Consider the following 23,147-nt stretch of genomic DNA (forward strand, 5'->3'; position numbering starts at 1 on the left):
CCTCTTCATTGTAATAATATGTCAATATACCAATGTCTTGCGATAAAACAGCGCAGCCAATTGGTACATCAGCACATTGGCAACTTTTGCATCAGGCTGAGTGTTATTACTATTTCACTGTAAAGATGAGGAGCTTCTTTGAGATATGAAATACCTAATAATAGTGAAAAACCAGGCTTTTCTGCCTGTTAGTCGGTATTTGTTGACAAATCATCATTAATGGGGATTGTCTGATATAATTATTCCCCTTATCTTTGCCGAAAACAAACTTAGATGAAACGATTGTACCTGTCTATTCTGAAGTGGTTCCTCCCTGTACTGTTTATTTCGTACATGGCAGGCATTACGCTGTTCACTCACTCGCACGTGGTGAACGGGGTGACAATCGTTCACTCACACCCCTTTAAGAAAGGAACAAAACATGAACATACGAGTGTTGAGTTCCAGCTAATTCACTTCTTAACCCACGTTCAAACTACAGATGCGGGTATTATCCCGGTTTTTGCAGCATTTACGGCATTGTTGTTGTGTACGCTTCTATGGTGTCCTCAACGTATAGGCCGTCATGCTTCTTGTGCAGGAGTGGTGTCATTGAGGGCACCTCCTTCGCTTTATCTATCGTAAGCTCTTTCCGTCTCAACGCGAAAGAACCTCTTTTTTAATCATTTATTAATAATAAGTAACTACCGGATGGTGGTTGGGGAAAGGACTGTACGATTGTCCTGTCTCCATCCTTTGTCATTGCCGGGTGGTTACTACTAACTACAAACGAAAATGAAAAAATATATCTTTATTCTCGTTGGCCTATGCTATGTTTTTTTCTCAGCAATGGCCACACAACCCGAACATCCTGAATTCCCTGAGTTGAAGAAATCTGACGCCAATATCATCGGGCATGTACTTGATAAGAATAGCGGCGAGCACTTACCATATATTACGATTGCCCTTAAAGGGACTACCATAGGTACGGTAACAGATGCTACGGGACACTATTTTTTGAAGAATCTTCCCGAAGGCAATTTCAGGATGGAAGTCAGTTCTGTGGGATACAAAACCCTGACCCGCGACGTAACCTTGAAAAAAGGCAAGACGCTGGAAGAGAATTTCGAACTGGAAGAAGACGCTATTGCTCTTGACGGGGTGGTTGTCTCTGCCAATCGTAACGAAACAACCCGTCGTATGGCACCTACATTGGTCAATGTGGTCGATCTGAAACTGTTTGAATCTACCAACTCCAGTACTCTCTCGCAAGGGTTAAACTTTCAGCCGGGCGTGCGGGTAGAAACCAATTGTCAGAACTGTGGCTTTCAGCAGGTACGTATCAATGGGCTGGACGGGCCGTATACACAGATTCTAATAGACTCTCGTCCGGTGTTCAGTGCTCTTTCGGGGGTGTATGGGTTGGAGCAGATTCCTGCCAGTATGATTGAACGGGTAGAAGTAATGCGCGGAGGTGGTTCGGCTTTGTTCGGATCGTCTGCAATAGCCGGAACGATTAACATTATTACAAAAGAGCCACTGCGCAACTCCGGCCAGTTGTCTCATACTATTACCGGATTTGGGGGCGGTAACTCTTTCGATAATAATACCTCTTTAAATGTCTCTCTGGTGACGGACGATCATCGCGCAGGAGTTTATATCTTCGGTCAGAACCGCCATCGTTCGGGGTATGATTACGATGGAGACGGCTATACGGAGTTGCCAAAACTGAAGAACCAGACTGTAGGTTTCCGTTCTTATTTCAAGACGAGCACTTACTCTAAGCTGACTTTTGAGTATCATCATTTGCAGGAGTTCCGCCGGGGAGGAGATCTGCTGAATCGTCCGCCTCACGAAGCCAATATAGCCGAACAATTGGAACATGCTATTGATGGCGGTAGCCTGAAGTTCGATTACTTCTCGCCCGATGAAAAACATCGCCTGAGCCTTTTCGCTTCGGCTTTGAATACAGACCGTGACAGTTATTATGGCGGTGGGAAAGACCTGAATGCCTACGGCAAAACCACAGATCTTACGGCCATGGGGGGTGCACAGTATATGTACAGTTTCGGGCGTTGCCTCTTTATGCCTGCCGATCTCACTGCCGGACTGGAATACAACCGTGACCGTCTGAAAGACAATATGTGGGGATACAACCGCCAGACGGAACAGACGGTGAATATTTACAGTGGCTTTCTCCAGAACGAATGGAAGAATGATAAGTGGGGTATTCTTCTCGGAGGTCGTCTGGATAAGCATAATCTGGTGAATCACGTCATTTTCAGTCCGCGTGCCAATCTGCGTTTTAATCCGACGAAGGATATTAACTTCCGTCTGAGTTATGCTTCCGGTTTTCGTGCTCCGCAGGCCTTTGATGAGGATTTGCATATTGAGAATGTGGGTGGTACAGTGTCTATGATTGAACGCGCTAAAGGATTGAAAGAAGAGAAGTCGCAGAGCCTGAGTGCCTCTGCCGATATGTATCACCGTTTGGGAGCCTGGCAAGTAAATTTTCTGGTCGAAGGGTTTTATACGAGTCTGAAAGATGTTTTCGTGCTTGGACCGTATGAGGACCGTGGAGATGGAGTATTGATACGGACACGCGGTAACGGACCGGGTGCAAAAGTCATGGGACTGACTTTGGAAGGAAAGCTGGCATATCTGACACAATTCCAGTTGCAGGCTGGTATCACTTTGCAACGGAGCCATTACGACGAACCGCATCAATGGGACGATGACGCTCCGGCTGAAAAGAAAATGTTTCGTACCCCAAATACTTACGGATACTTTACGGCTACCTATGCACCGATAAAGCCGTTAAGTATTGCTTTATCGGGCACGTACACTGGTAGTATGCTTGTACAGCGTGCTGCTATCTCTGCTGAGAATGCAGCGATGGGGGAGATGCCCGAACGTCCTGCAGTAGCTCTCACTACACCCAAATTCTTTGATCTTGGTGTGAAAGTAGCTTACGACTTTAAATTGTATAAAGCAGCGGTATTGCAACTCAATGGTGGCGTACAAAACATCTTTCAGGCATATCAGAAAGACTTTGACCGTGGGGCAAACCGCGACTCCAACTATATTTATGGTCCGGCAACGCCAAGGAGTTACTTTGCCGGAGTGAAAATAACCTATTAAGTAGAATTTTTCCGGCATTGCTTTCTGTGCATAGAAGTGTACCGGGTAATGGAGTGCATCTTTGTGCATCTTAGATATATGTAGCATATTTTCTTTATACTTTTAGAGGCGAAATTTCTTTTGTACAGTTGATACGTTCCCTGCATGTAGTAAAGGCGCAGACTGCATGCAGGGAACGCCTTTACTACATGCAGCCTGCGCCTTTACTGTTTACGCTGTCATAATTACCTTCAGCAAGCGATTGACCTCATTTTAGATTGTCCTCTTTTTTCTCTCCTTTTTCCCATCTCTTATTTCCTTTCTTTTGTATAGTTCAGATAAAATATATATTTTTGTATACCATTATTAAGACATATTTATAACTGAAACATCTATGAAACACACACCATTGCTTCATGCTGTGTTGCTGTTGGGCGTATTCAGCCTGGCATCCTGCATGCACGATCCTACCCATTATTATAAACAGAAAGAGTTACTTGGTAACCGGTTGTTCCATGATGCTACGCTCTCCGAACCTGCCGGACAGTCCTGTGCCACTTGCCATACATTGACTAAAGGTTTTGCAGACATTGATTCCCGTGCCGTATCCGAAGGTGCGGTGAAAGGGCTCTACTCTCAACGCAATGCGATGACCATCTCTTATTCAAAATTCATTCCCGATCTGTATTACGATGAAAAGGAGGGAACTTATGTAGGCGGTCTGTTCTGGGACGGGCGTTCGCCTTCATTACAGGCTCAGGCAAGCGAACCTTTTCTCAATCCTGTTGAAATGGGGAATCATGACAAGCGTATGGTGGTAGACAAAGTAAAACGCACTTCTTATTATCCGCAGTTGATACGCATTTATGGTGAGACGGAAGACGTAGACTCCCTGTATGCCTATATTACCGATGCATTGGCGGCATACCAGTCTTCAAAAGAGGTAAATCCTTTCTCTTCCAGGTTTGACGCATATAAGAAAGGCAACTATACGCTTACTGCACAGGAGAAACTGGGACTTGATCTTTTTGAAAACAAAGGGCTTTGTGCCGAGTGCCATATTCTGGAGCGGGATGTTATTGCCCGCCGTACGCTGTTTACTGATCATACTTATGATAATCTGGGCATTCCTAAAAATCCCGAAAACCCCCATTACTGTATTCCTCAGGAATATTTTCTGCTGACTCCGGATTCTATAGACCTTGGATTGGGAGCTATTGTCCGAAAGGCGGAGGAGAACGGAAAGTTTCGTGTACCTACGCTTCGTAATGTGGAACTGACAGCGCCATACGGACACAACGGGTATTTTAAAACACTTGAAGAGATTGTACATTTCTATAATGTACGTGACGTAAGTGATGAATTTCCACCAGCCGAATATCCTGCTACGGTGAATAAAGATGAATTGGGTAACCTGGGATTGACTCCTGAAGAGGAAGCCGCTCTTGTTGCTTTCATGAAAACGTTGACGGACGGATATGATCATCACGGGGATAAACCTACCCACCAGCATAAAGACTGATTATTGGCATAACTGTGCATACAGTTTACCTGGTTATTGTATGGTTTTAAATAATTCGCTAATTGGCAGTTGTCATATTAGCGAATTATTTTTCAGTTTTCATCAGTAGTTTGCGAACGCTTCGTTCCGGTCTGCCTTTGTGGCGATGCACTCCATTTCAATGAGCCATCCCGGACGGCAGACTGGTGCGAGCAAAATCACTTTGGGTATTTGGGGGAAACGTTCGTCAAACAATTGCTTCACTATCTGGTAATCTGCGGTGTCCCGCAAATACACAATCATTTGTGCCAGATCGTCAAATGTACATTCGGCTTCTTGTAGCAGGACTTCTACATTCTCCCACATCCGGTGGGTTTGCAGGCGGATATCTCCGGGATGTACCACTTCTCCTTTGTTGTTGATACTTGCTGTGCCGGAGATGAACACCTGCCGGCGGTCACCGTACTTGACACAAGTACCCCGCTCAAAGCTAACTCCATATTCGTAAGTCGGGTTGAGATGTGTGGGAGCATAGAGATACTGTACTTGTGCGGCAGAGATACCATCCACTGCATAGGTATCCATCTGCACAGTTACTTTCGGGTCGGCATGCCGGCCTCCAATGCCTGTACTGGCTATGTAGTGCGTATGTTCCGTCAGGTTTTGTGTAACGAATACTTCGTTGCGGGCTTTTACTACTCCGGCGTAATTGACATCTACATTCTGTACGAAGAACCAGGTACGTATGCAGTGGTCTGCCAACGTGCATCCTTGCTCCATGAGTTGCATCACATAGTCATTGAGCAGCAGCCGTGTCTGATATTCGGAGTTTGCTGCACGATTAAAGGCACTTCCTCCCCAGAAATGGCGGTAATTGCCATGGACAGCTTCAAACAATCCGTTGGGCAGGGCACGGCTTTGTACATCCGTTTGCAGATATACCCACAAAGCAATTTTAGTGCCGTTCAGTGGCGGTTGCTCTACAATGGAGAGGGCACAGTCCGAATATTCGGTGGCCATGGCCAACAGCATCTCCTCCTGATTGGCAGCATCACTGAGAAAATAACGCTTAAACAGGGCACTGGCACCTTTAAGCTCTCCCGTCAGCAGTGTGTTGTAAACATCTGTCAGGTTATTCAACTGCTCCTTATAAGTGAGGGTGGGTTGAGTGCCTTGTAGTATAATGTGGTATTCGGATACTTCGTTTCCGTTTGAGAACGAAGCTATTTGTACTTCTACCTCTTTCTCATTAAAAGAGTGATGTTGGTATTTCATAACTTGTCTTTCTTCTTATTTATTCTTCTTTGGCGCCATTGTTTATCCAGGCATTAAGGAGATTATTAACTTCGGTGGTTTCACTACCGTTGAAGATGTCCGTATGGTTGTGGCTTAATATGTTCTCGGATAATATATCCATCAGAAAACTGTTATCCGGTTCACCGGGAGTTACATATGGTTTCTCATTGGCTACGGGAGCCCCGGCTTTTACGTTGACCAGAGCTGAGTAACTTTTTCCTTCGGTGAGAAACAGATTACCTGCCGGTTGGCCCGAACTTTTCCCATGGCAAGCGATGCAGTGGGCATCGAACACCTGTTCTTGTATCCGGTCATAAGTGGCCAGGTTGACAGTCGTTTTCGGAAGAATCGTTTCCTTTACCGATGTGTCAATATCTACGGAGCAGTATTTATAAATCAATGTCTGTCCTCTGCTGACGAGGGCAATGCCGACGGCTTTTGTCCCTTCCGGAAGTCCCATCAGTGTGTATTCTTCCACCCTGCCTTCGGTGGGGCGGGAGAGACGTTGCGTCAGAAGCGGTTCATGGGCATCTTCGCCAAAGGCTGCAAATGTCAGCATGTTATAGTCGGGATAGGCACGCACACCGGTAAAGGAAACCTGGATGGTGACTGTTCTTCCCGCATCAATAGAGTCGTCCGGGTAGATCTTCCCGTCATCGCAACCACTCAACAGGAGGCTACAACAGGGAAGAACTATTCCATATTTGAATATTTTGTTCATAGTCGTTTAGAATGTGAATTGTAACATAGCTGTGGCACTATGGCGTGCTATACCCAGTCCGTCCTCTTCGCGGTCATTCTGTGTGTTGTGCTTGGTACGTCCCATATACTGGTACATTACTTGCAGTTTGAGGTGCGATCCCCAGAAATAATAGTTCATACCTACGGCAGGCATATTCAGTAAACCGTCCACATCCGTACCATTACGGTCGAAAAGATCATAGCGTAAAGCTCCCTGTAACTTATTGGTGATGAAGTATCCTGCCTGAACATAAGCTCCCCAGAAGTGATAGTCATTGGAGATATTCTGGCGTTTGGTGAAGTTCATATTCATATAATAGGCTTCTGCGGCCAGATATAGTCTGTTTTTTATCCAGGCAAATTCTGCACCGACACGCCAGTCGTTACTACTTTGTGATTCGGCTTCGGCGTTGTATGAGGTAGAAAGGCCGATCATCATCTTGTCTGTATACAGATTATCCGGATCACCCTGAGTGGCAGGCATCTCACCCTTAGGCATGTATGCTATTCGTCCTGCATACAAAAGTGAGGGTAGCCATTTACGGTCACGCCCCATTGTTTTGGTGGCTGTGTTTACATCGATCCCTGTTCCGTTGAAGATACCTATCTGGTAATTCCAGCGGTTATTAATGAGTCCGTGAAGTTCGGCACCCAGATCAAAACCGGTAGCAAAAGTAGGTCCCACGCTGTTGAGGGAGTAGGGAAGGTTGACTATTGTACTGGCTGATGGGGGAAGAACGGGGAAGAGTGTCTCGCCCAGTGTAGAGAGATAAGCATGCGTGAACGGTGTTTTGAATTTACCGACACGGAAGCGGAGAGATTCTTTGAAAGCGATATCAAACCAGGCTTGTTGCAATAACGCACCTCCACTTTTGGCTGCATTGAGTGAAAGGTTGAAGGTAATCTTTCCAAAAGCTTTTCCAGTGAAACCCAGAATGGCATTGGGAACTTCAAAACCGGTATTGGCAATATTATCAGCATACATATTTTCGAGTCCTTCGTCATCGTAGCGGTTGAAGCGCGCCGAAGTTTGTACCAGTACATAGGGTTTTAGTAAAAAGTCTCCGGCTCTGGTACTGAATGAGAATCCTTTTTTGCCGGCAAGTGATACGACATCATTTTCTACATATTTGTCGTCTACTTCTTTCTCTTGTGCCATAGCCGGCATTACAGTAAGGGCACTGAACGCGAGGATGGCGGTTGTTTTTGTTATTTGATGTATCATTTTTGTTGCTTTTTTGTCTGATTAGGTCTTTTTGTTTTAGAGAGATTCAATGAAAGTGAGTAATGCACTCCGTTCTTCTTTACTCATTCTGGAGAAAAGAATACGTGATGCGGCACCTTCACCGTCATGCCACATGATTGCTTCTGTCAGGTTGCGTGCACGTCCGTCGTGTAAGAAATAGGTATGTCCGTTTACGACCTCTTGAAGGCCGATACCCCACAATGGAGTAGTACGCCATTCGCATCCTGCGGCTAACCCGCTGGGATAACCGTCGTCAAGTCCGGGGCCCATGTCATGTAGCAGATAGTCGGAGTAGGGGTGGATGGTCTGACTGCCTAACCAGGGGAGCTGTGTACCATTGAGCAATACAGTGCCTCGGGGGCGTGTATGTAGTGTTGGCGTGTGGCATAACTGGCATTTGGCTTTATAAAACATCTCTTCTCCCTTCTTTACGGTTTCATTTGTCACGTTCCGTCGTGCAGGTACACCGAGGGTTTGCATGTAGAGGTCAACGTCTTCCATATCTTGTGTGGATACCTGAATACCATAATTGGCAAATCCCATCATCTGGCTTTGTCCCTGGCATACTTCTTCCGGATAGCGGTCGTTGGTTACACCGAGGTCAGAAGAAAAACCAAGTTCTACGGTCAGGTCGGCATGTTGTGCTTTATTGCCCGATACGCCAATCTGTTTTATCCCTCTTTCGGTGATATAATTAAGGCGTCCGCTAATACCATATTCCGGATAGTTACTTTTGGCTGCGAGACGTTTCAGCTCGTCCAGATCCAGTGCCATCATTTGTCCCATGCCTACGTGGCGTAGGGGGATGCGTACACTGATACGCAAATCTTCGGGAGCTATATTCTCGGCATACCAATCGGTAATTTCATAATGAGGTGTCTGTAGCTTGTACTCTTCTCCGTCAGGGAAGTTGAAGGTTTCTTCCGTGTAGGTAACCTTTAGTCTCCCCTCTGGTTTTACGCCATAGATGGCTTGGTCATGCAATACACGCCCATATTCGGGATAGTACCCTCCGTTTTTTCTCAGGATATAAACCAGCATGGATGAAAATCCGTTCTCACTGCCTCCCACGGCTGTTGAAGGTTTTGAACGTCCGGCACCTTTGTGGCAGCTGGAACATGAGTATCCGGCATATACAGGGCCCAATCCTCCGCCTGAAGAATTATCCGTTCCTCTGGTTCGGTCGTATAGATTATTGCCCCGGTTGAACCGGTGTTCCAACTCTCCGGTTACCCAGTCTGCATTGATGTCGTAAGCATCTGATGCGGTAGCAAAGATCGTAGAGTATCCGGCTGATAGCTCGGCAGGTAATGCTACACTTCCGTCCGGTTTGAGTATGAGCTTGTCATCCATAGAGTTGTCACATCCGCTGAGGGACAGACTTCCGAATAACACATACATACAAAGCCTTGCACAGGCTTTGTATGTATGTTGCTCTTTTGCCAAATAGTGTTTATCGACAAACAATTTCATTTTAGGATGTTTTTAGTTACTGTTTTTATTCGGCTGCAGATGCTATTTTACGACCGGCAAGTTCCAATCCGTCTACCAGGCTGGCACACTCTTTCTGAGCTTTTGTGATAGCTGCCTTCTGATCCAGGTTGCTGCGGAATGGATAAGGGATATTTCTGATAGCCCGGCGGGTAGTAATGATTTGTGCTCTCAGAAGCTCATCCAGTTTTGGGTTGAGGCTTTTCACTACGCTGGAGAAACTATTGGCAGTAGCATCTGTGCTATAATCGTTGTTTCTTTTGCCAAGGTAGGCGTTCTGGATACTGATGATGTTGTTTTCATAATCATCCAATGAGTTCCAGCTATACCATGATTCTACTTTGAGTACAGCTTCCTCTTTGTTACCGGCATTCCATTCATTAACCGGATCACCAATTTTAGCTTCACCTACTTCGTTGGCAATAGCCGGCATTCCGCCTTCTGTATTAAAAATATCGGCGATAGCTGCGGCAGCAGTTTTATAGAGATCTGTGCTGCTATGTCTTTTCATCATTTCACCATAAGCAGTTGGCACATCAGCATCGGAACTTCCTAAGCCATCTTTCCATGCTGTATACAGTTCTTTAGTATCTTTCAGCATGTGTCTGGCTACTACTTTCAGGAACAATACTGCATTTTCTGTAAAGGCATCAGCCGCTTTGGCACTACCATCTGCAAACAACAGATATTCGGCAGTGTGGAAACCACGTACGTTTTGCGCTGCATTGGTAGGAGCATTGTCATCATCGTCTACTTCATCATCCACATGAGAGAAATCTCCTTTTTCAAGTACCTGCTGTATACCGTCTTTATCCAATGGCCAGCTATCAAGGCTCGGGTCGAGTTTTTTCAAGGCTGCGGGTCCATACAGGAAAGCTTCACTCTCTTCCCATGGAATACGTGCTGCTCTCCAGGCTTCACATACGTCGGCAATCTGGTTGTTGCTTAGTGAACCATACTGCATGGCTTGTACCAATGTATTGAACGTTGTGATTTTCTCCAGCATCATTGCATAAGTGGGGAGTACTACATCATCTACATAAGTGGCAATGGCAGGATCCAGTACATCATCATTCAACTTGATTTTTGTGTCGGCTGCTGCAATCTCTGCTTTGTATTTTTCGAATGGATTTTCATAGGTATCTGTTTCACCCGTCTTTTTTTCATCATCATCACTACATGCACTGAACGTTAATGTAAGTCCCATTAACAAGATTGGAAATAAATTTCTTGTCTTCATCTTTTTACTTTCTATTTGTTTATTATTAAAGTTATCTCTTTACAAACCAACCCACATAGGCAATACCTATTGAGGTTATATTTTCGTTGTTGTATTTACCACCGCCAATTCTGCGTTTGCTGTAGTCTGCTTTTACTACGAGGTTGGGCAGTGCATAGTAGTTTAGTCCTACTGTCCACATAGAGGTTTTGAGGCGGGCATCCGGTGTTTTCAAATAACCGGCCTTTTCCATAGGATTATAATATTCGTAGCGAACAAACGGATAAATGCGTGGTGCTTTTTCACCGAAGAAAGATCCGATGTTGTAGCCTGCTTCTCCTGCATAGCTTACTGCATTTTTAGCTACGTCTGTGGTAGGATATCCGGTCGCTTTTGGCGATTTACGATTGATTTCCGAAAGGCTGGCAGCTTCTCCGAGATTACCATAAACCATATTGGCACGAGCTATGAAAGTGTTTTTCGGACTCTTATACTGTGCATCCGCTGTAAAAATTGTTACAGGGAACTTATGTCCTATATTTCTGCTTGGTTTACTACTGTTTTTTGCTGTTTGGTTATAATAGAAAGAACCGCCGATACGAAGTCCGCGTATTCCGGAGTAATTGAGTCGTGCCACAAATGCAGGACTTGTGAAATTGTCAATTTCGAATGCTCCCTGGCGTCCTTTACCTACCCAGTTTGTATTACGGAAGTTTTGGGGGTCCAGTCCGGCTACTAATTGCAACTCATAATCAAATTTATATACTTTACCGAAGAATGCGATACCCGTTTCGTGCCAGGTAGAAGGAAGTATGGTAGTTTCTCCTTCGGGGCGATAGACTCCAAAGAAATTAACCGGTTCGTGATGTGAGTTAGTCAGACCAACGGGAACAATCATGTGTCCGGCGCGGATGTTGAAAGCAGGATGAATCAATTTGGTAATATGGAATTGTTCGAGTGCTACTTCACCTCCTTTTTCAATTTCAACTTCATACTCCCCGTTTTCTTCGTACCATTCTATCTCGCGTGCGCTTCCTGTTCCTCCATATTCAAATTCGATTTCGGCACCTAATATCCAGGTGGGAGAGAACTTATAGTCAAAGGCGAGTACAAAGCGCGGGATTGCAACTGTACCCCGGTTCTCTTTCACACTACCCTTTTCGGTCATTCGGTTGAGTCCGTAATCCATGTAGCTTGCTACCATTTCACCATATCCGCCAAAACGGAACTTATTATATTCTTCTGTGTAAGAAGAACTCTTTTCTTCTTTCTTAGTAGAGTCTTTTCCCTGTGCAACTGTTTTGCCGAAAGACATCAGGAAACAGAGGATAAATAAACTTGTTAATTTTCTCATGTTTTATATAAATTTTTCTGGGGGCAAAGGTAGATGAGATTAAAAAGGGCGACAATACCCACAAATAATGAATGTTATAGTCGGTTATCAGTATAAATAGGTAATTAAGATTTAAAAGATCAGAATAATTATGAAAAGGAAGTTATTTATGACTTCTTTATAAAGAAAGGCTACAAAATGAGGTAGATGTGTATAAATAATTTTGCCGATTTACATCTGTATCTCAGTTTTTTGTTATCTTTGTTAATGGTAAAGCATATTCTTTAACAATTGAATGATAAGGAGTACTTTATCTTGTAACTTAAATACTGTTGCTATGGGAAAATCATTGCTATTACTATTATCATTCTCTTTTTTTTCTACTTTTTGGGCTTTTAGTCAAATAACCTATAAGAATAATTGTATTCGTAGTGGAGATGAAATCATAAAAGAGCAAGTTGAATTTAAGGATCCAGGAAGATCTGGTGAAAATGTTATCTGGAATTTCAGTGAACTTAAAACGATTAATTCTAAATATAAATTGAGTTTTCATTCTCCTTGTCTTATTAATGATAGTATCTATATTATGGGATGTGATACTCTTTTAAAGGAGAATTCAGATATCAACAATTTAATTATTGGCAAAGAACATTCTACGATGTATTATTATCAAGTAAAGAATGATACATTATTCTGTTTGGGACATGAAAATCCTATAACCCTTATGCACAATACAATTCCATTTCCATTAATGATTTTACCTTGTATTGACTCTGTTTTACAAGTGAAGTGTGGAACAAAAGAGTCTATGAAGCTTGTAAATGTAAGAGATTATATGGAACTCGTTAAGCGGAATGAGAAGATAAAAGAATGGCTTTCCGGGATGAATGAAGATGATCTTTCTGTTTATACTATAAATAATAATGTAGTCAAATATCTTATACTATCTTCTACTATGATTGATGCAACAGGGCTTGCTACGAATTTCTATCATTGGTTATTTATCGATGTTACAAATGAAAAGGTGTTGGAAGAAACTTTAAGTTTGTCGAAAGATAGAAGAAGTTGTTTTGTTGAAGATAACATAATTCACTTTATTGTTTTTAAATATGGAGACGAGTTCTATCATGGTAACCGTGATTATCTGAATTTACCAATAACTACTGTTGAATACATTTGGGATGGTAATAAATTAGAGAAAATATCTTCAATGAATTTGATATGTTCAGAAGAAAGGTAATCTGTAGATAAAAGAAGAAGCCGCTTTCCCTAACGAAGCGGCTTCTTTCCCCAAAAAGACATGCAAATAAGCTAACACATACAAAAAAACTATACTAAACGGCAATCTTAATACCTCTTTTTTTACCACAATATCGCTTGCATTGCTGGCAGATATCATACCCCAACATAGCTCCTAAGATGAAATCTTCTTCAGGAGTCAGTTTATTGAGCGGACGGATGATGATATGGCGGATAGCCTCCATACACTCCGGTTTACCAAAGAACAGGTTGATTTTGTTTGGCCCTACTTTCTGAATCATATAACTGATGTTTTGATTCTCCAGTCGGCGCACTGCAAATTCTTCATATTCACGATTCATGGTATAGAGTACCATGTTGCGTACTCCTTTCTTAAATTCATAAATGTGATTCAGGAAAATTCTTACCTCTCCGGGGATTGTTCTTTCAGTGGCCATAATGCAAGTATATATAATAAAAAGTATTAGTTAATTTCTTTTTTGAGTATTTCCACCCATTGAGCAATGCGTTCGTCTGTCTGGCCGTCTTCGTTCACTTCATCAATAGGGAGCCCCATAAATTTGCCGTTCACTACTGCTACGGATGAATCGAAAGTATACCCTACAGTGTCTACTGCACCAACAAATGTACAACCACTGGCTTTCAGATCTTCATACAAGATACCGATTCCATCGCAGAAGGTGTCGGCGTATGAATCGGAATCACCACAGCCAAATAGTGCTACAAACTTATGCGTCAGGTCTGCTTTCTTCAAAATTTTAATGCCATCATACCAGTCGTCCTGCAATTCGCCTACGCCCCAGGTTGAAGTACCCAATACCAATACACCATATTCTTTTACCAGAGCATCAGTCAATGCTGAAACATCATGAATATCTCCCTGAGGAACATTCAACTTCTCTGCAATGCGACGGGCCACGTCTTCTGTAGTTCCTGTAGTAGAACCGTAAAATACACCAATTTTATTCATTTTCAATTTCTGTTTTATTATGATGGTGCAAAGATAGGGTAGCCGGATGAAATAGAAAATCCCCATTTATAATGGAATAACACGTTGGTACTCATTATAAATGGGGATGTAGCTATTGGTTATTAATAAGTGTGTGAAGCCAGATGCTTTTACACCTTAATTATATTAATGATGAAACAGACGGATACCCGTAAATGCCATGGCAATATTATACTTATCACACGTTTCAATCACATGATCGTCGCGTACCGAACCTCCCGGTTGTGCAATATAACTTACACCACTTTTGTGTGCACGCTCAATATTGTCACCAAAAGGGAAGAAGGCATCTGAACCCAATGCTACTCCGGTTAACGTATCCAGCCACTCACGCTTTTCTTCGCGGGTCAGTACTTCCGGCTTTTCGGTGAAGAATTGTTCCCAACTACCGTCTGCCAATACATCCATATAATCTTCAGAGATGTAAATGTCTATTGTATTGTCGCGGTCGGCACGGCGTATTTTATCTTTCCAGGGGAGGCTCATTACTTTCGGATGTTGACGCAGATACCAGATGTCAGCCTTATTTCCGGCAAGGCGGGTGCAATGGATACGTGACTGTTGTCCGGCACCAATACCGATAGCCTGTCCGTCTTTGGCATAGCATACGGAGTTGGACTGTGTATACTTTAATGTAATGAGGGCAATAAGCAGATCGCGTTTGGCATCGGTGGGAATCTCCTGATTCCGGGTCGGCATCTCTTTGAACAGAGATTCGTCTATCTTCAATTCATTGCGTCCTTGTTCAAAAGTGATACCGAATACATCCTTATGTTCGATAGGAGCAGGGCGGTATGCAGGGTCTATTTTTATAACATTGTAAGTGCCTTTGCGTTTGTTACGAAGAATTTCCAGTGCTTCGGGTGTGTAATCAGGCGCTATAACCCCATCGGATACTTCGCGATTGATAAGACGTGCTGTCTCCTCATCACACGTGTCGGAAAGAGCAATGAAATCACCATAAGATGACATACGGTCTGCACCACGGGCACGGGCATAAGCAGTAGCCAGCGGAGAAAGTGGAAGATCGTCTGCAAAGTAAATCTTCTTTAGCGTCTCATTCATTTCTACCGCTACGGCAGCACCTGCCGGGCTGACATGCTTGAAGGAAGCGGCAGCCGGAAGTCCGGTAGCTTCTTTCAGCTCTTTTACTAATTGCCAGCTGTTAAATGCATCCAGTAAATTGATAAATCCGGGACGTCCGTTTAATACTTCGATGGGCAGTTCTCCGTCTTTCATGAAGATACGGGCAGGCTTCTGGTTAGGATTGCAGCCGTATTTCAGTTCTAATTCTTTTGCCATGATTTATAATTAAAAATTAAAGATTGAAAATTAAAAGACCGGTGTTGTAGCTTGATAAATTCTTTCTGATTATGAGCCTTATTACAGGCTTGTATGAACTTTACCGTCAAGGTTTCTTCCCGGACTAACGTCGCAAAGATAAGCATTTTAATTTTTAATTATTAATTTTTAAATCCCCAAAATACCTATAAATGGGGATTGCGTGCACGAAAAAATATCCGTTCCTTTGTACGCGTAATATAAAAATAGGTATAAATGGACAGATTACAAAAATATAAATCCTCCGATAAGATGATTGATCTTATCAGTGATAATTACTCTCTGTTACAGGTTATGAGCCGTTTTGGGTTGTCTTTGGGCTTTGGAGACAAAACGGTAAAAGAAGTTTGCGAGATGAATGGAGTCGATTGTCCGACGTTTCTTGCGGTAGTGAATTTTATGGCCGAGGGATTTTCGCGTATGGATGGTGAAACAGATGGTCTGTCTATTCCGGCATTGGTTGACTACTTGCGGCAGGCTCATATTTATTTTTTGGAGTTCTGTCTGCCTGCTATACGGCGCAAACTACTGGAAGCTATTGATTGTTCAGAGAACGATGTATCTTTTCTTATTCTTAAATTCTTCGACGAATATATGCGGGAAGTACGCAAACACATGGAGTATGAGGAGAGAACGGTGTTTAAGTATGTAGATGCGCTGCTTGAGAATAACGCACCAAAGAATTATCAAATCAGTACATTCTCCAAACACCATGATCAGGTAGGAGAGAAGTTGACTGAACTTAAAAATATTATTATTAAATACTGTCCTGCTAAGGCAAACACCAATTTGCTTAATGCTGCATTGTTTGATATATATGCTTGTGAAGAGGGGCTTGAGTCTCATTGTAAAGTAGAAGATTATATTTTTGTTCCTGCTATTCTGAAGTTGGAAAGGAGGATGAATGACAATGAAAAATAACGAAGCAATTCGCATAGCTGTTGCAGAAAATTCTGTGATTATCCGTAGTGGGTTGACACTGGCATTAAAACGTTTGCCTAATCTGAAAGTCCAGCCGGTAGAACTTCTTTCTGTTGAAGCATTACACGACTGTCTGCGTACGCAGTATCCCGATATATTGGTAGTAAACCCGACATTTGGTGACTATTTTGATGTAGTGCGATTTCGTGAAGAAACAACTGGAAAAGGAATTCGAGTGGTGGCACTAGTCAGTTCGTTTATTGATGCAAACCTGCTAAGTAAATACGACGATTCCATCTCTATTTTTGATGATTTGGAGACACTTTCCAACAAGATAACCCGTTTGGAAAATATTGAGCCTGATACAGAGGAAGACGGACAGGAAACACTAAGTCAGCGGGAGAAAGAAATAGTGGTTTGTGTAGTGAAGGGGATGACAAACAAAGAGATAGCCGAAAAGTTGTTCCTTTCTATCCATACGGTAATCACTCACAGAAGAAATATCAGTAAAAAGCTACAGATACATAGCGCTGCCGGTTTGACTATCTATGCTATTGTAAATAAGTTGGTTGAACTGAGTGATGTGAAAGATTTATAGCTTTAAAAAGTGTTATAAAACGCAAAACCGTTTGCGCACACGGAAAAAAGCTGTATCTTTGCAGTGCAATTGAGAAATTGTTATTAGTTTAAAAGGTAAAAATAAGAAATTAAGGTATTAGAATTTAAGGTATAAACAAAGCTTCAATAGGTACAAATAAAAGGTAAAAGATTAATAAGGATAACAATAGAATAATAGGTAATTGAAGTTTTTTTAGGTAAGAAAGAAGATTGTAATTCAGGAAAAAAGAGGAAAACAAAAGAAAAGCCTTATGGCTTTTCTTATCAGAGGCGAGGAATTCTTTAAAAGAATTTGCTCGTTTTTTTATTTTATTATTTCGATGTAAAGTGCTGATAATCAATTAAAATAAGAATGTACACTTTTGTCATGCAAGAGTGTACATCTTTATATAACAAGAGTGTACATCTTTATATAACAAGAGTGTACACTCTTGCATGACAAAAATGTACACTCTGACTATGCCTGTATTCACTTTACACATTTTGGTTAATATCTACTGTTTTCCTTCACAGTTTCTTGATTGTTTTACTGTTTCACTTTACACCTTCAGGAATACTTTATTAATTATCTTACTTGTTCGTCTTTCCGATCATAAATCAATACATCCCATAAACAGTGCATTTTTTCAGCTTCTAAATTAGCTATTTATTGACTATCCTGCAAATCATATTATGAAAAACACCGCGGCGGTTTGCCTTAGCGGCTGGAGGCGCGAAGCCTCCAAAGAGCGTTAAGCGGCTACACCTGCTCTCATAGCTTTGGGCGTTTTCATGTTATTACTCATATGTGGTCGCACATTATTGTAGAAGTCAATGATTTCCGTTATCTTACTTCTTGCTTCAACAATGTCTTTTGGACGTTTCTGACGGTATAGCCACTCCTGTTTAATAATACCATTAACCCGCTCGGCTATCGCATTGTCAGTAGGGTTACTATCTTCCGTCATGCTGATAGAGATTTGCATTTCTTTCAATCTGTCAACATATCTGTTACAACAATACTGTGACCCTCTGTCAGAATGATGAATCAATTTACTGAAATCGGCATCAGGAAACATACTAATAGCTTGATTTAGTGCTTCTAAAGTGTTATCTGCAACGAGACTACCGGATAGGATCCAACCCACTATTTCATGAGTAAAGGCATCTGTAAGCAAGTGGAGATAGCAAACACCGGCATCTGTTTCAATATAAGTAATATCTGCCACCCATAAACGATTTAAAGTCTTTGGCTTATAGTCTTTTATCAGGTTTTTATACTTTCGATAGTTATAGTTGGAGTTGGTAGTATGACGCCTTTTCAAAGGGGAAAGCATGAGACCTTTGCGACGTAGCAGGTTATAAAAGCTGTCCCGCCCCATCAACTTCCCCTCATATACCTCCTTTAGGATCAGAAATAACTTATAGGCACCAATACCGGGTGCTGATGACCTGATTTCGCGTACAAGTTGGGCGACTTTGACCTCCGTGAGAATACGGTCTGAAAGTACTTCCGTACTTACTGAATAATACCCTTCTCTACTCTTACCAAACAGTGAGCACAGGCTTCCGATGGAAATCTTTGGATGTCTGTGCCGAAGGGTATTTACTGCTTGGCGCCAGCTTTTTTTAATAAATCGATGCCGTATTCTTCACGACCGATTTTTAAGACTTCAGACAGAGCCTCATTGCGAAGTTCGGAGTATTCCAAAGCTTTGCGAAGACGAAGTAACTCCGCCTGCAACTCTTCTTCCTTAGATAAGGAAGAGGTTACTTGGGACTTTTTTTCTTTCGCTTTGCGCATCGTTTCTATTTGAGATAATAAATCCTGGGACAAAGATAAGTCTTTAGCAGACAATATCAAGGCTTTTTCCCATCTGTAAATACTCCCATGAACCAAACCATCTCGCTGCTCGATGAAATATTTGGTCAAACCAGAACGATAATAATCACTTAATACTTTAAGTTTAAAATCTAAACTATACCTACAACGAGGAAATACTTTACTTGCCATATGAATTTTTATAATGTTAAAACGGTGTAAAGTAAATCTGTATTAAGTCACTCTTATGTTTCTTTATTAATTTTCTCGATTCCTACTTGTATATCAACTTGTTTTCTACCCCGTCGCCAAATAGATTATCACCCAATGTTGTAATTTTATCTCCTGTAGCTACCACATGCCGTAGATTATCACATCCCATAAATGCACCGAATTCAATAGCGGTTACACTGGCGGGTAACTCTACCGTACCACATAATCTGCCGCAATTGCTAAATACACGTTGGCCGATCACCTTTAGTCCGTGGGGCAATTTTATACGAAGCAAATATTTTTTTTGAGAGAATGTAAAATCCGGAATAGAAGTTGCATTTGTTTTTGCAATATCTACAGCAACGAGGTTGGGCATGTAGTCTCTGATTAGTTTGAAGTCGTTGTTGTCCAATTTACCTTCAATTGTGAGGAAGTTGATATCTTTGGGCTGTAAGCCTGCCTTTTGTATTTCACTCTCCAGACTACTCATTGCACCCACTTGCAAAGTAGCTTCCTGTGGTTCTCCTTCGATGAAGGCAAATGATTTCCAGTTATCCTTTATTTTGTATCCGTCGCTGCTACCTAATGGGACGAAAATGGCAGTAATACTGTCTGCCAACCCTTCCGGAAGGAGATTGGGCGGCGTTTTCTTTCTGATCTGGCAAATAGCAAGATTACTGCAACCCTTAAAAGCAGCATCTTCGATGTTCTTGATCTTTTCTGAAAGAACCACTTTTTTCAATGACATCTTTCCTTGAGGTTGTCCGTTTACTACCTGGCAGAATGCATATGCAGGAATAAAGTTGGGCATATATACATAGAATTTGTCGGGATGTGTTCCGGCTTTTCCTGTATACATTTTGATCTCTGCATTTGAGATATCGAGTACTTCTAAGTTTTTAAATTCATCCCGCAGGTGCCTGAAGTCTTCTGCATTGATTTTTCCTGTCAGTGTAAGATGAGTAACACTGTTTGCTTCGTCTTCGGTCATCATTGAAATCAATGTTCCTGCTTTGGATACAAAATACTGTTTTTTAATAGGTTGCGCCATAATTCCCGGTGTCGTTGCAGCCAGGAGCAGACCTATAAATAAATGTTTTATTTTCATGAGTGAGCTTTTATTTAGACAAATATACAGAAAAAAGGGAGAACACGCCTCTCTTTTTGTTTTTTATAGTTATTTTTGCTTCCGGCTTAACAATTAATAATGCGGCAGTGGGCATAGTTTTACTATAAGGCTATATGATTGTGGCATACTCTAAGTAAATTATTATATATGGAACAAGAAAATGCTATCCGCCAGGAAAATCCCAGGACAGGGGTTCATGTACTTATCAGTCTGTCTGTTTATATAGGATTATATTTCTTTCTTTCCATGGTGCTTTCTGTGGCTGCTTATCTTGGTTTGGGGCTTTCGGGGGTACATGGATCGTATACACTGTCCCAATACGCAGTTATTCAGACAGCCAGTTTGCTGGCCAGTGTCCTTCCTGCTTTGTTTGTTCTTAAGTATTGCGATTATCGTCCGTTTTCTGATTTAGGACTTAGTATCCGGGGGCGTTGGAAAGACTTCTTGTATGGATTGTTGGTGGCTGTACTCCTGTATGGTATTGGATTCGGACTTTCATTAGCATTGGGAGAGGTCAGGATTATGGGAGTTCATTTTAGCTTTACCAATCTGGCGGGGAGTTTCGGTGTCTGTATTCTTGTTGCCTTTACAGAAGAAATAATGATTCGTGGCTATGTTTTGGGACGGTTGCTGCGGACGAGGCTTAACAAATTCCTTTCGTTGCTGATTTCGTCTGTGTTATTTTCTCTGATGCATCTTTTCAATCCGAATGTAGCTTTTCTTCCCATGCTGAATCTTGTGTTGGCTGGCTGTCTGCTCGGAGTTGCTTTTCTCTATACCCGTAATCTCTGGTTCCCGATTTCGTTACATCTGTTCTGGAATTGGTTGCAAGGTCCTGTGTTGGGGTATAAAGTAAGCGGGATTGAGCTTTGTCCGCCACTGTTACAGCTGCAACTGCCAGAGAATACCATTTTGAACGGCGGTACTTTTGGCTTTGAGGGATCTATCATCTGTACGATACTGATGATTGTACTGACGGGAAGTATTATCTGGTACTTTGAAAGAAGAAAATGCAGATAAATAGGTTTTCTTACTTATAAAATTACGTATTTAACGCAGTGTTAAATAGGTAATTAACGCACAGTTAAAATGCATAGTTTATATGGATAAAGTACGTACTTTAATGGTGTAGATATACAAATGTTAAATACACATTATTAGGTTGCAAATAGATATTTCTTATCAGTCTTGCTATCTTATTCTGCTATCAGTCTCATTTTTATTTTCTATCTTTGTCACCCCCTTTGCATACTGGCAGTGTGCTTAAGGATTAGATTGTAAATGAATAGAATTTAAATAGTAAATATAAAGATGGCTGAACAACCCAAAAGAACTCCACGTAATACCAAATCCAAAACTCCACAACCTATAACTGATTACGGACGTATTCAGCCTCAGGCGCCGGAACTGGAAGAGGCTGTATTGGGTGCTTTGATGATCGAGAAAGATGCTTATTCTTTGGTGAGTGAAATACTTCGTCCGGAATCATTCTATGAACATCGTCATCAGTTGATCTATGCTGCTATAACCGATCTGGCAGTCAACCAGCAGCCGGTGGATATTCTCACGGTAAAAGAACAACTTGCCAAACGGGGTGATTTGAAAGAAGTAGGTGGTCCGTTTTATATCACACAGCTGAGTAGTAAAGTAGCCTCTTCTGCGCATATTGAATATCATGCCCGTATCATTGCACAAAAGTATCTGGCACGTGAGCTTATTACTTTTACCAGTGGCATTCAAAGTAAAGCGTTTGACGAAACGCTCGATGTGGATGATTTGATGCAGGAAGCCGAAGGAAAGCTCTTTGAAATTTCGCAGCGGAATATGAAAAAGGACTATACGCAGATCAATCCGGTGATTAGTGAAGCGTATCAGTTGATTCAGAAAGCTGCTGCCCGTGCCGATGGATTAAGTGGTTTGGAGAGTGGTTTCACTAAACTGGATAAGATGACTTCCGGTTGGCAGAATTCCGACCTCATTATTATTGCTGCCCGTCCGGCTATGGGTAAAACGGCTTTTGTGCTTTCCATGGCTAAGAACATAGCTGTCAATTTCCGTAATCCAGTTGCATTGTTTTCGCTTGAAATGAGCAATGTACAGTTGGTGAACCGTCTTATCTCCAATGTGTGCGAAATACCCAGTGAAAAGATCAAGAGCGGACAGCTTGCTGCATATGAGTGGCAACAGTTGGACTATAAACTGAAAGACCTGATCGACGCACCGCTTTATGTAGATGATACGCCTTCTCTATCTGTGTTTGAGCTTCGTACAAAGGCACGCCGTCTGGTACGTGAGCATGGTGTAAGAATCATTATTATTGACTACCTTCAGCTGATGAATGCCAGTGGTATGGCTTTTGGTAGCCGTCAGGAAGAGGTTAGTACTATCTCTCGTTCGCTCAAAGGGCTTGCCAAAGAGTTGAACATTCCTATTATTGCTTTGTCACAGTTGAATCGTGGTGTAGAAAATCGTGAGGGTATTGAAGGAAAACGTCCTCAGTTGAGTGACCTTCGTGAATCCGGAGCCATTGAGCAGGATGCCGATATGGTATGTTTTATTCACCGTCCGGAGTATTACAAAATATTTCAGGACGATCATGGAAATGATCTTCGTGGTATGGCCGAAATAATTATTGCAAAGCATCGTAATGGTGCTGTGGGTGATGTTCTGTTGCGATTTAAAGGTGAATATACTCGTTTCCAGAATCCGGATGATGATATGGTAATACCTGTGCCCGATGCAGGGGCGATGCCTGTACTTGGCTCACGTATGAATAGTAGCTCCGGTAATGTTCCGCCGCCTGTACCCGATTTTGCTCCACAAAGTGCCAATCCGTTTGGTGGAGGAGATGAAGGACCTTTGCCTTTCTGATTAGTAAGTTTTTGAGAATGTAATAAACGCATTGGAATCATTGAATTTCAATGCGTTT

At 42.2% G+C, this 23,147-nt stretch carries 20 protein-coding genes; 8 read left to right on the top strand and 12 right to left on the bottom strand.

From position 1 onward, the window contains the following. Positions 1-273: 273 nt before the first annotated feature. The 3 genes from VCM39_RS08655 to VCM39_RS08665 all read left to right on the top strand — a co-directional run bounded on the left by VCM39_RS08655 (position 274) and on the right by VCM39_RS08665 (position 4,621). Positions 274-624, top strand: a complete 351-nt coding sequence (locus VCM39_RS08655; RefSeq protein WP_122201552.1) for a hypothetical protein — start codon at positions 274-276, stop codon at positions 622-624. Between the two features lie 150 nt (positions 625-774). Next, positions 775-3,120: a TonB-dependent receptor gene (locus tag VCM39_RS08660; protein ID WP_289291933.1), complete on the top strand. Its 2,346-nt coding sequence runs from the start codon at positions 775-777 to the stop codon at positions 3,118-3,120. Positions 3,121-3,493: 373 nt separating this feature from the next. Beyond that, positions 3,494-4,621 (top strand): cytochrome-c peroxidase, encoded by a 1,128-nt coding sequence (locus VCM39_RS08665; protein ID WP_322933067.1) that lies wholly within the window; start codon positions 3,494-3,496, stop codon positions 4,619-4,621. 102 nt (positions 4,622-4,723) lie between these two features. Here VCM39_RS08665 and VCM39_RS08670 read toward each other — a convergent pair whose 3' ends face one another. From VCM39_RS08670 to VCM39_RS08695, 6 genes are all read right to left on the bottom strand, one after another. Further along, on the bottom strand, positions 4,724-5,875 hold the full coding sequence (locus VCM39_RS08670; RefSeq protein WP_322933066.1) for a Rid family hydrolase: 1,152 nt from the start codon (positions 5,873-5,875) through the stop codon (positions 4,724-4,726). Between the two features lie 19 nt (positions 5,876-5,894). Continuing rightward, positions 5,895-6,617 (bottom strand): hypothetical protein, encoded by a 723-nt coding sequence (locus tag VCM39_RS08675; RefSeq protein WP_195570325.1) that lies wholly within the window; start codon positions 6,615-6,617, stop codon positions 5,895-5,897. A gap of 6 nt (positions 6,618-6,623) precedes the next feature. Beyond that, positions 6,624-7,805 (bottom strand): porin, encoded by a 1,182-nt coding sequence (locus VCM39_RS08680; protein ID WP_182416631.1) that lies wholly within the window; start codon positions 7,803-7,805, stop codon positions 6,624-6,626. Between the two features lie 93 nt (positions 7,806-7,898). Beyond that, positions 7,899-9,284 (bottom strand): di-heme oxidoredictase family protein, encoded by a 1,386-nt coding sequence (locus VCM39_RS08685; protein ID WP_122201606.1) that lies wholly within the window; start codon positions 9,282-9,284, stop codon positions 7,899-7,901. A 97-nt stretch (positions 9,285-9,381) separates the two neighbouring features. Next, the gene (locus tag VCM39_RS08690) at positions 9,382-10,614 is read right to left on the bottom strand and encodes an imelysin family protein (RefSeq protein WP_322933064.1); all 1,233 of its coding nucleotides are present in this window, start codon (positions 10,612-10,614) and stop codon (positions 9,382-9,384) included. A 31-nt stretch (positions 10,615-10,645) separates the two neighbouring features. Next, on the bottom strand, positions 10,646-11,947 hold the full coding sequence (locus tag VCM39_RS08695; RefSeq protein ID WP_002559812.1) for a porin: 1,302 nt from the start codon (positions 11,945-11,947) through the stop codon (positions 10,646-10,648). 316 nt (positions 11,948-12,263) lie between these two features. Between VCM39_RS08695 and VCM39_RS08700 the strand changes: the two genes are divergently transcribed. Beyond that, complete coding sequence (locus VCM39_RS08700) at positions 12,264-13,166, top strand: hypothetical protein (RefSeq protein ID WP_002559813.1); 903 nt, start codon at positions 12,264-12,266, stop codon at positions 13,164-13,166. A 94-nt stretch (positions 13,167-13,260) separates the two neighbouring features. Here the strand turns inward: VCM39_RS08700 and VCM39_RS08705 are convergent, their stop codons facing one another. From VCM39_RS08705 to VCM39_RS08715, 3 genes are all read right to left on the bottom strand, one after another. Further along, positions 13,261-13,623 carry a DUF2023 family protein gene (locus tag VCM39_RS08705; RefSeq protein ID WP_322933063.1) on the bottom strand — a complete coding sequence of 121 codons (363 nt, stop codon included), beginning with the start codon at positions 13,621-13,623 and terminating at the stop codon, positions 13,261-13,263. 26 nt (positions 13,624-13,649) lie between these two features. Then, the gene (fldA, locus tag VCM39_RS08710) at positions 13,650-14,156 is read right to left on the bottom strand and encodes a flavodoxin FldA (protein ID WP_322933062.1); all 507 of its coding nucleotides are present in this window, start codon (positions 14,154-14,156) and stop codon (positions 13,650-13,652) included. Between the two features lie 165 nt (positions 14,157-14,321). Further along, on the bottom strand, positions 14,322-15,497 hold the full coding sequence (locus tag VCM39_RS08715) for a phosphoribosylaminoimidazolecarboxamide formyltransferase (RefSeq protein ID WP_322933061.1): 1,176 nt from the start codon (positions 15,495-15,497) through the stop codon (positions 14,322-14,324). A gap of 255 nt (positions 15,498-15,752) precedes the next feature. Here VCM39_RS08715 and VCM39_RS08720 point away from each other — a divergent pair, with 255 nt between their 5' ends. Continuing rightward, complete coding sequence (locus VCM39_RS08720) at positions 15,753-16,457, top strand: hemerythrin domain-containing protein (RefSeq protein ID WP_044095111.1); 705 nt, start codon at positions 15,753-15,755, stop codon at positions 16,455-16,457. Continuing rightward, positions 16,447-17,055, top strand: coding sequence for a response regulator transcription factor (locus tag VCM39_RS08725; protein ID WP_044095112.1), 609 nt, complete (start codon positions 16,447-16,449; stop codon positions 17,053-17,055). Before VCM39_RS08720 ends, VCM39_RS08725 begins: the two co-directional genes overlap by 11 nt. A 751-nt stretch (positions 17,056-17,806) precedes the next feature. Here VCM39_RS08725 and VCM39_RS08730 read toward each other — a convergent pair. The 3 genes from VCM39_RS08730 to VCM39_RS08740 form a co-directional block, all read right to left on the bottom strand. Further along, positions 17,807-18,703, bottom strand: a complete 897-nt coding sequence (locus VCM39_RS08730; protein WP_413544841.1) for an IS3 family transposase — start codon at positions 18,701-18,703, stop codon at positions 17,807-17,809. Further along, positions 18,661-19,068, bottom strand: a complete 408-nt coding sequence (locus VCM39_RS08735) for a hypothetical protein (protein ID WP_289291765.1) — start codon at positions 19,066-19,068, stop codon at positions 18,661-18,663. Before VCM39_RS08735 ends, VCM39_RS08730 begins: the two co-directional genes overlap by 43 nt. An 82-nt stretch (positions 19,069-19,150) precedes the next feature. Then, positions 19,151-20,197 carry a leucine-rich repeat protein gene (locus tag VCM39_RS08740; protein WP_122201565.1) on the bottom strand — a complete coding sequence of 349 codons (1,047 nt, stop codon included), beginning with the start codon at positions 20,195-20,197 and terminating at the stop codon, positions 19,151-19,153. Positions 20,198-20,365: 168 nt separating this feature from the next. On the opposite strand from VCM39_RS08740, the gene VCM39_RS08745 reads away from it, so the two are divergent. Together VCM39_RS08745 and dnaB are read left to right on the top strand one after the other, a co-directional pair. Continuing rightward, positions 20,366-21,238, top strand: a complete 873-nt coding sequence (locus VCM39_RS08745) for a CPBP family intramembrane glutamic endopeptidase (RefSeq protein WP_289293813.1) — start codon at positions 20,366-20,368, stop codon at positions 21,236-21,238. A 291-nt stretch (positions 21,239-21,529) separates the two neighbouring features. Then, entirely contained in the window at positions 21,530-23,089 is a 1,560-nt protein-coding gene (dnaB, locus tag VCM39_RS08750; RefSeq protein ID WP_025867152.1) for a replicative DNA helicase, read from the top strand. Positions 23,090-23,147: the final 58 nt, after the last annotated feature.

The sequence above is a fragment of the Bacteroides mucinivorans genome (assembly GCF_034654355.2).
In the GTDB taxonomy this organism is placed as follows: Bacteria; Bacteroidota; Bacteroidia; order Bacteroidales; family Bacteroidaceae; genus Bacteroides; species Bacteroides nordii.

Bases quoted from the DNA above. Each gene is read 5' to 3' on its own strand.
- VCM39_RS08655 (WP_122201552.1), top strand. From the start codon at position 274: ATGAAACGATTGTACCTGTCTATTCTGAAGTGGTTCCTCCCTGTACTG.
- VCM39_RS08660 (WP_289291933.1), top strand. From the start codon at position 775: ATGAAAAAATATATCTTTATTCTCGTTGGCCTATGCTATGTTTTTTTC.
- VCM39_RS08665 (WP_322933067.1), top strand. From the start codon at position 3,494: ATGAAACACACACCATTGCTTCATGCTGTGTTGCTGTTGGGCGTATTC.
- VCM39_RS08670 (WP_322933066.1), bottom strand. From the start codon at position 5,875: ATGAAATACCAACATCACTCTTTTAATGAGAAAGAGGTAGAAGTACAA.
- VCM39_RS08675 (WP_195570325.1), bottom strand. From the start codon at position 6,617: ATGAACAAAATATTCAAATATGGAATAGTTCTTCCCTGTTGTAGCCTC.
- VCM39_RS08680 (WP_182416631.1), bottom strand. From the start codon at position 7,805: ATGCCGGCTATGGCACAAGAGAAAGAAGTAGACGACAAATATGTAGAA.
- VCM39_RS08685 (WP_122201606.1), bottom strand. From the start codon at position 9,284: ATGTATGTGTTATTCGGAAGTCTGTCCCTCAGCGGATGTGACAACTCT.
- VCM39_RS08690 (WP_322933064.1), bottom strand. From the start codon at position 10,614: ATGAAGACAAGAAATTTATTTCCAATCTTGTTAATGGGACTTACATTA.
- VCM39_RS08695 (WP_002559812.1), bottom strand. From the start codon at position 11,947: ATGAGAAAATTAACAAGTTTATTTATCCTCTGTTTCCTGATGTCTTTC.
- VCM39_RS08700 (WP_002559813.1), top strand. From the start codon at position 12,264: ATGGGAAAATCATTGCTATTACTATTATCATTCTCTTTTTTTTCTACT.
- VCM39_RS08705 (WP_322933063.1), bottom strand. From the start codon at position 13,623: ATGGCCACTGAAAGAACAATCCCCGGAGAGGTAAGAATTTTCCTGAAT.
- fldA (WP_322933062.1), bottom strand. From the start codon at position 14,156: ATGAATAAAATTGGTGTATTTTACGGTTCTACTACAGGAACTACAGAA.
- VCM39_RS08715 (WP_322933061.1), bottom strand. From the start codon at position 15,497: ATGGCAAAAGAATTAGAACTGAAATACGGCTGCAATCCTAACCAGAAG.
- VCM39_RS08720 (WP_044095111.1), top strand. From the start codon at position 15,753: ATGGACAGATTACAAAAATATAAATCCTCCGATAAGATGATTGATCTT.
- VCM39_RS08725 (WP_044095112.1), top strand. From the start codon at position 16,447: ATGAAAAATAACGAAGCAATTCGCATAGCTGTTGCAGAAAATTCTGTG.
- VCM39_RS08735 (WP_289291765.1), bottom strand. From the start codon at position 19,068: ATGGCAAGTAAAGTATTTCCTCGTTGTAGGTATAGTTTAGATTTTAAA.
- VCM39_RS08740 (WP_122201565.1), bottom strand. From the start codon at position 20,197: ATGAAAATAAAACATTTATTTATAGGTCTGCTCCTGGCTGCAACGACA.
- VCM39_RS08745 (WP_289293813.1), top strand. From the start codon at position 20,366: ATGGAACAAGAAAATGCTATCCGCCAGGAAAATCCCAGGACAGGGGTT.
- dnaB (WP_025867152.1), top strand. From the start codon at position 21,530: ATGGCTGAACAACCCAAAAGAACTCCACGTAATACCAAATCCAAAACT.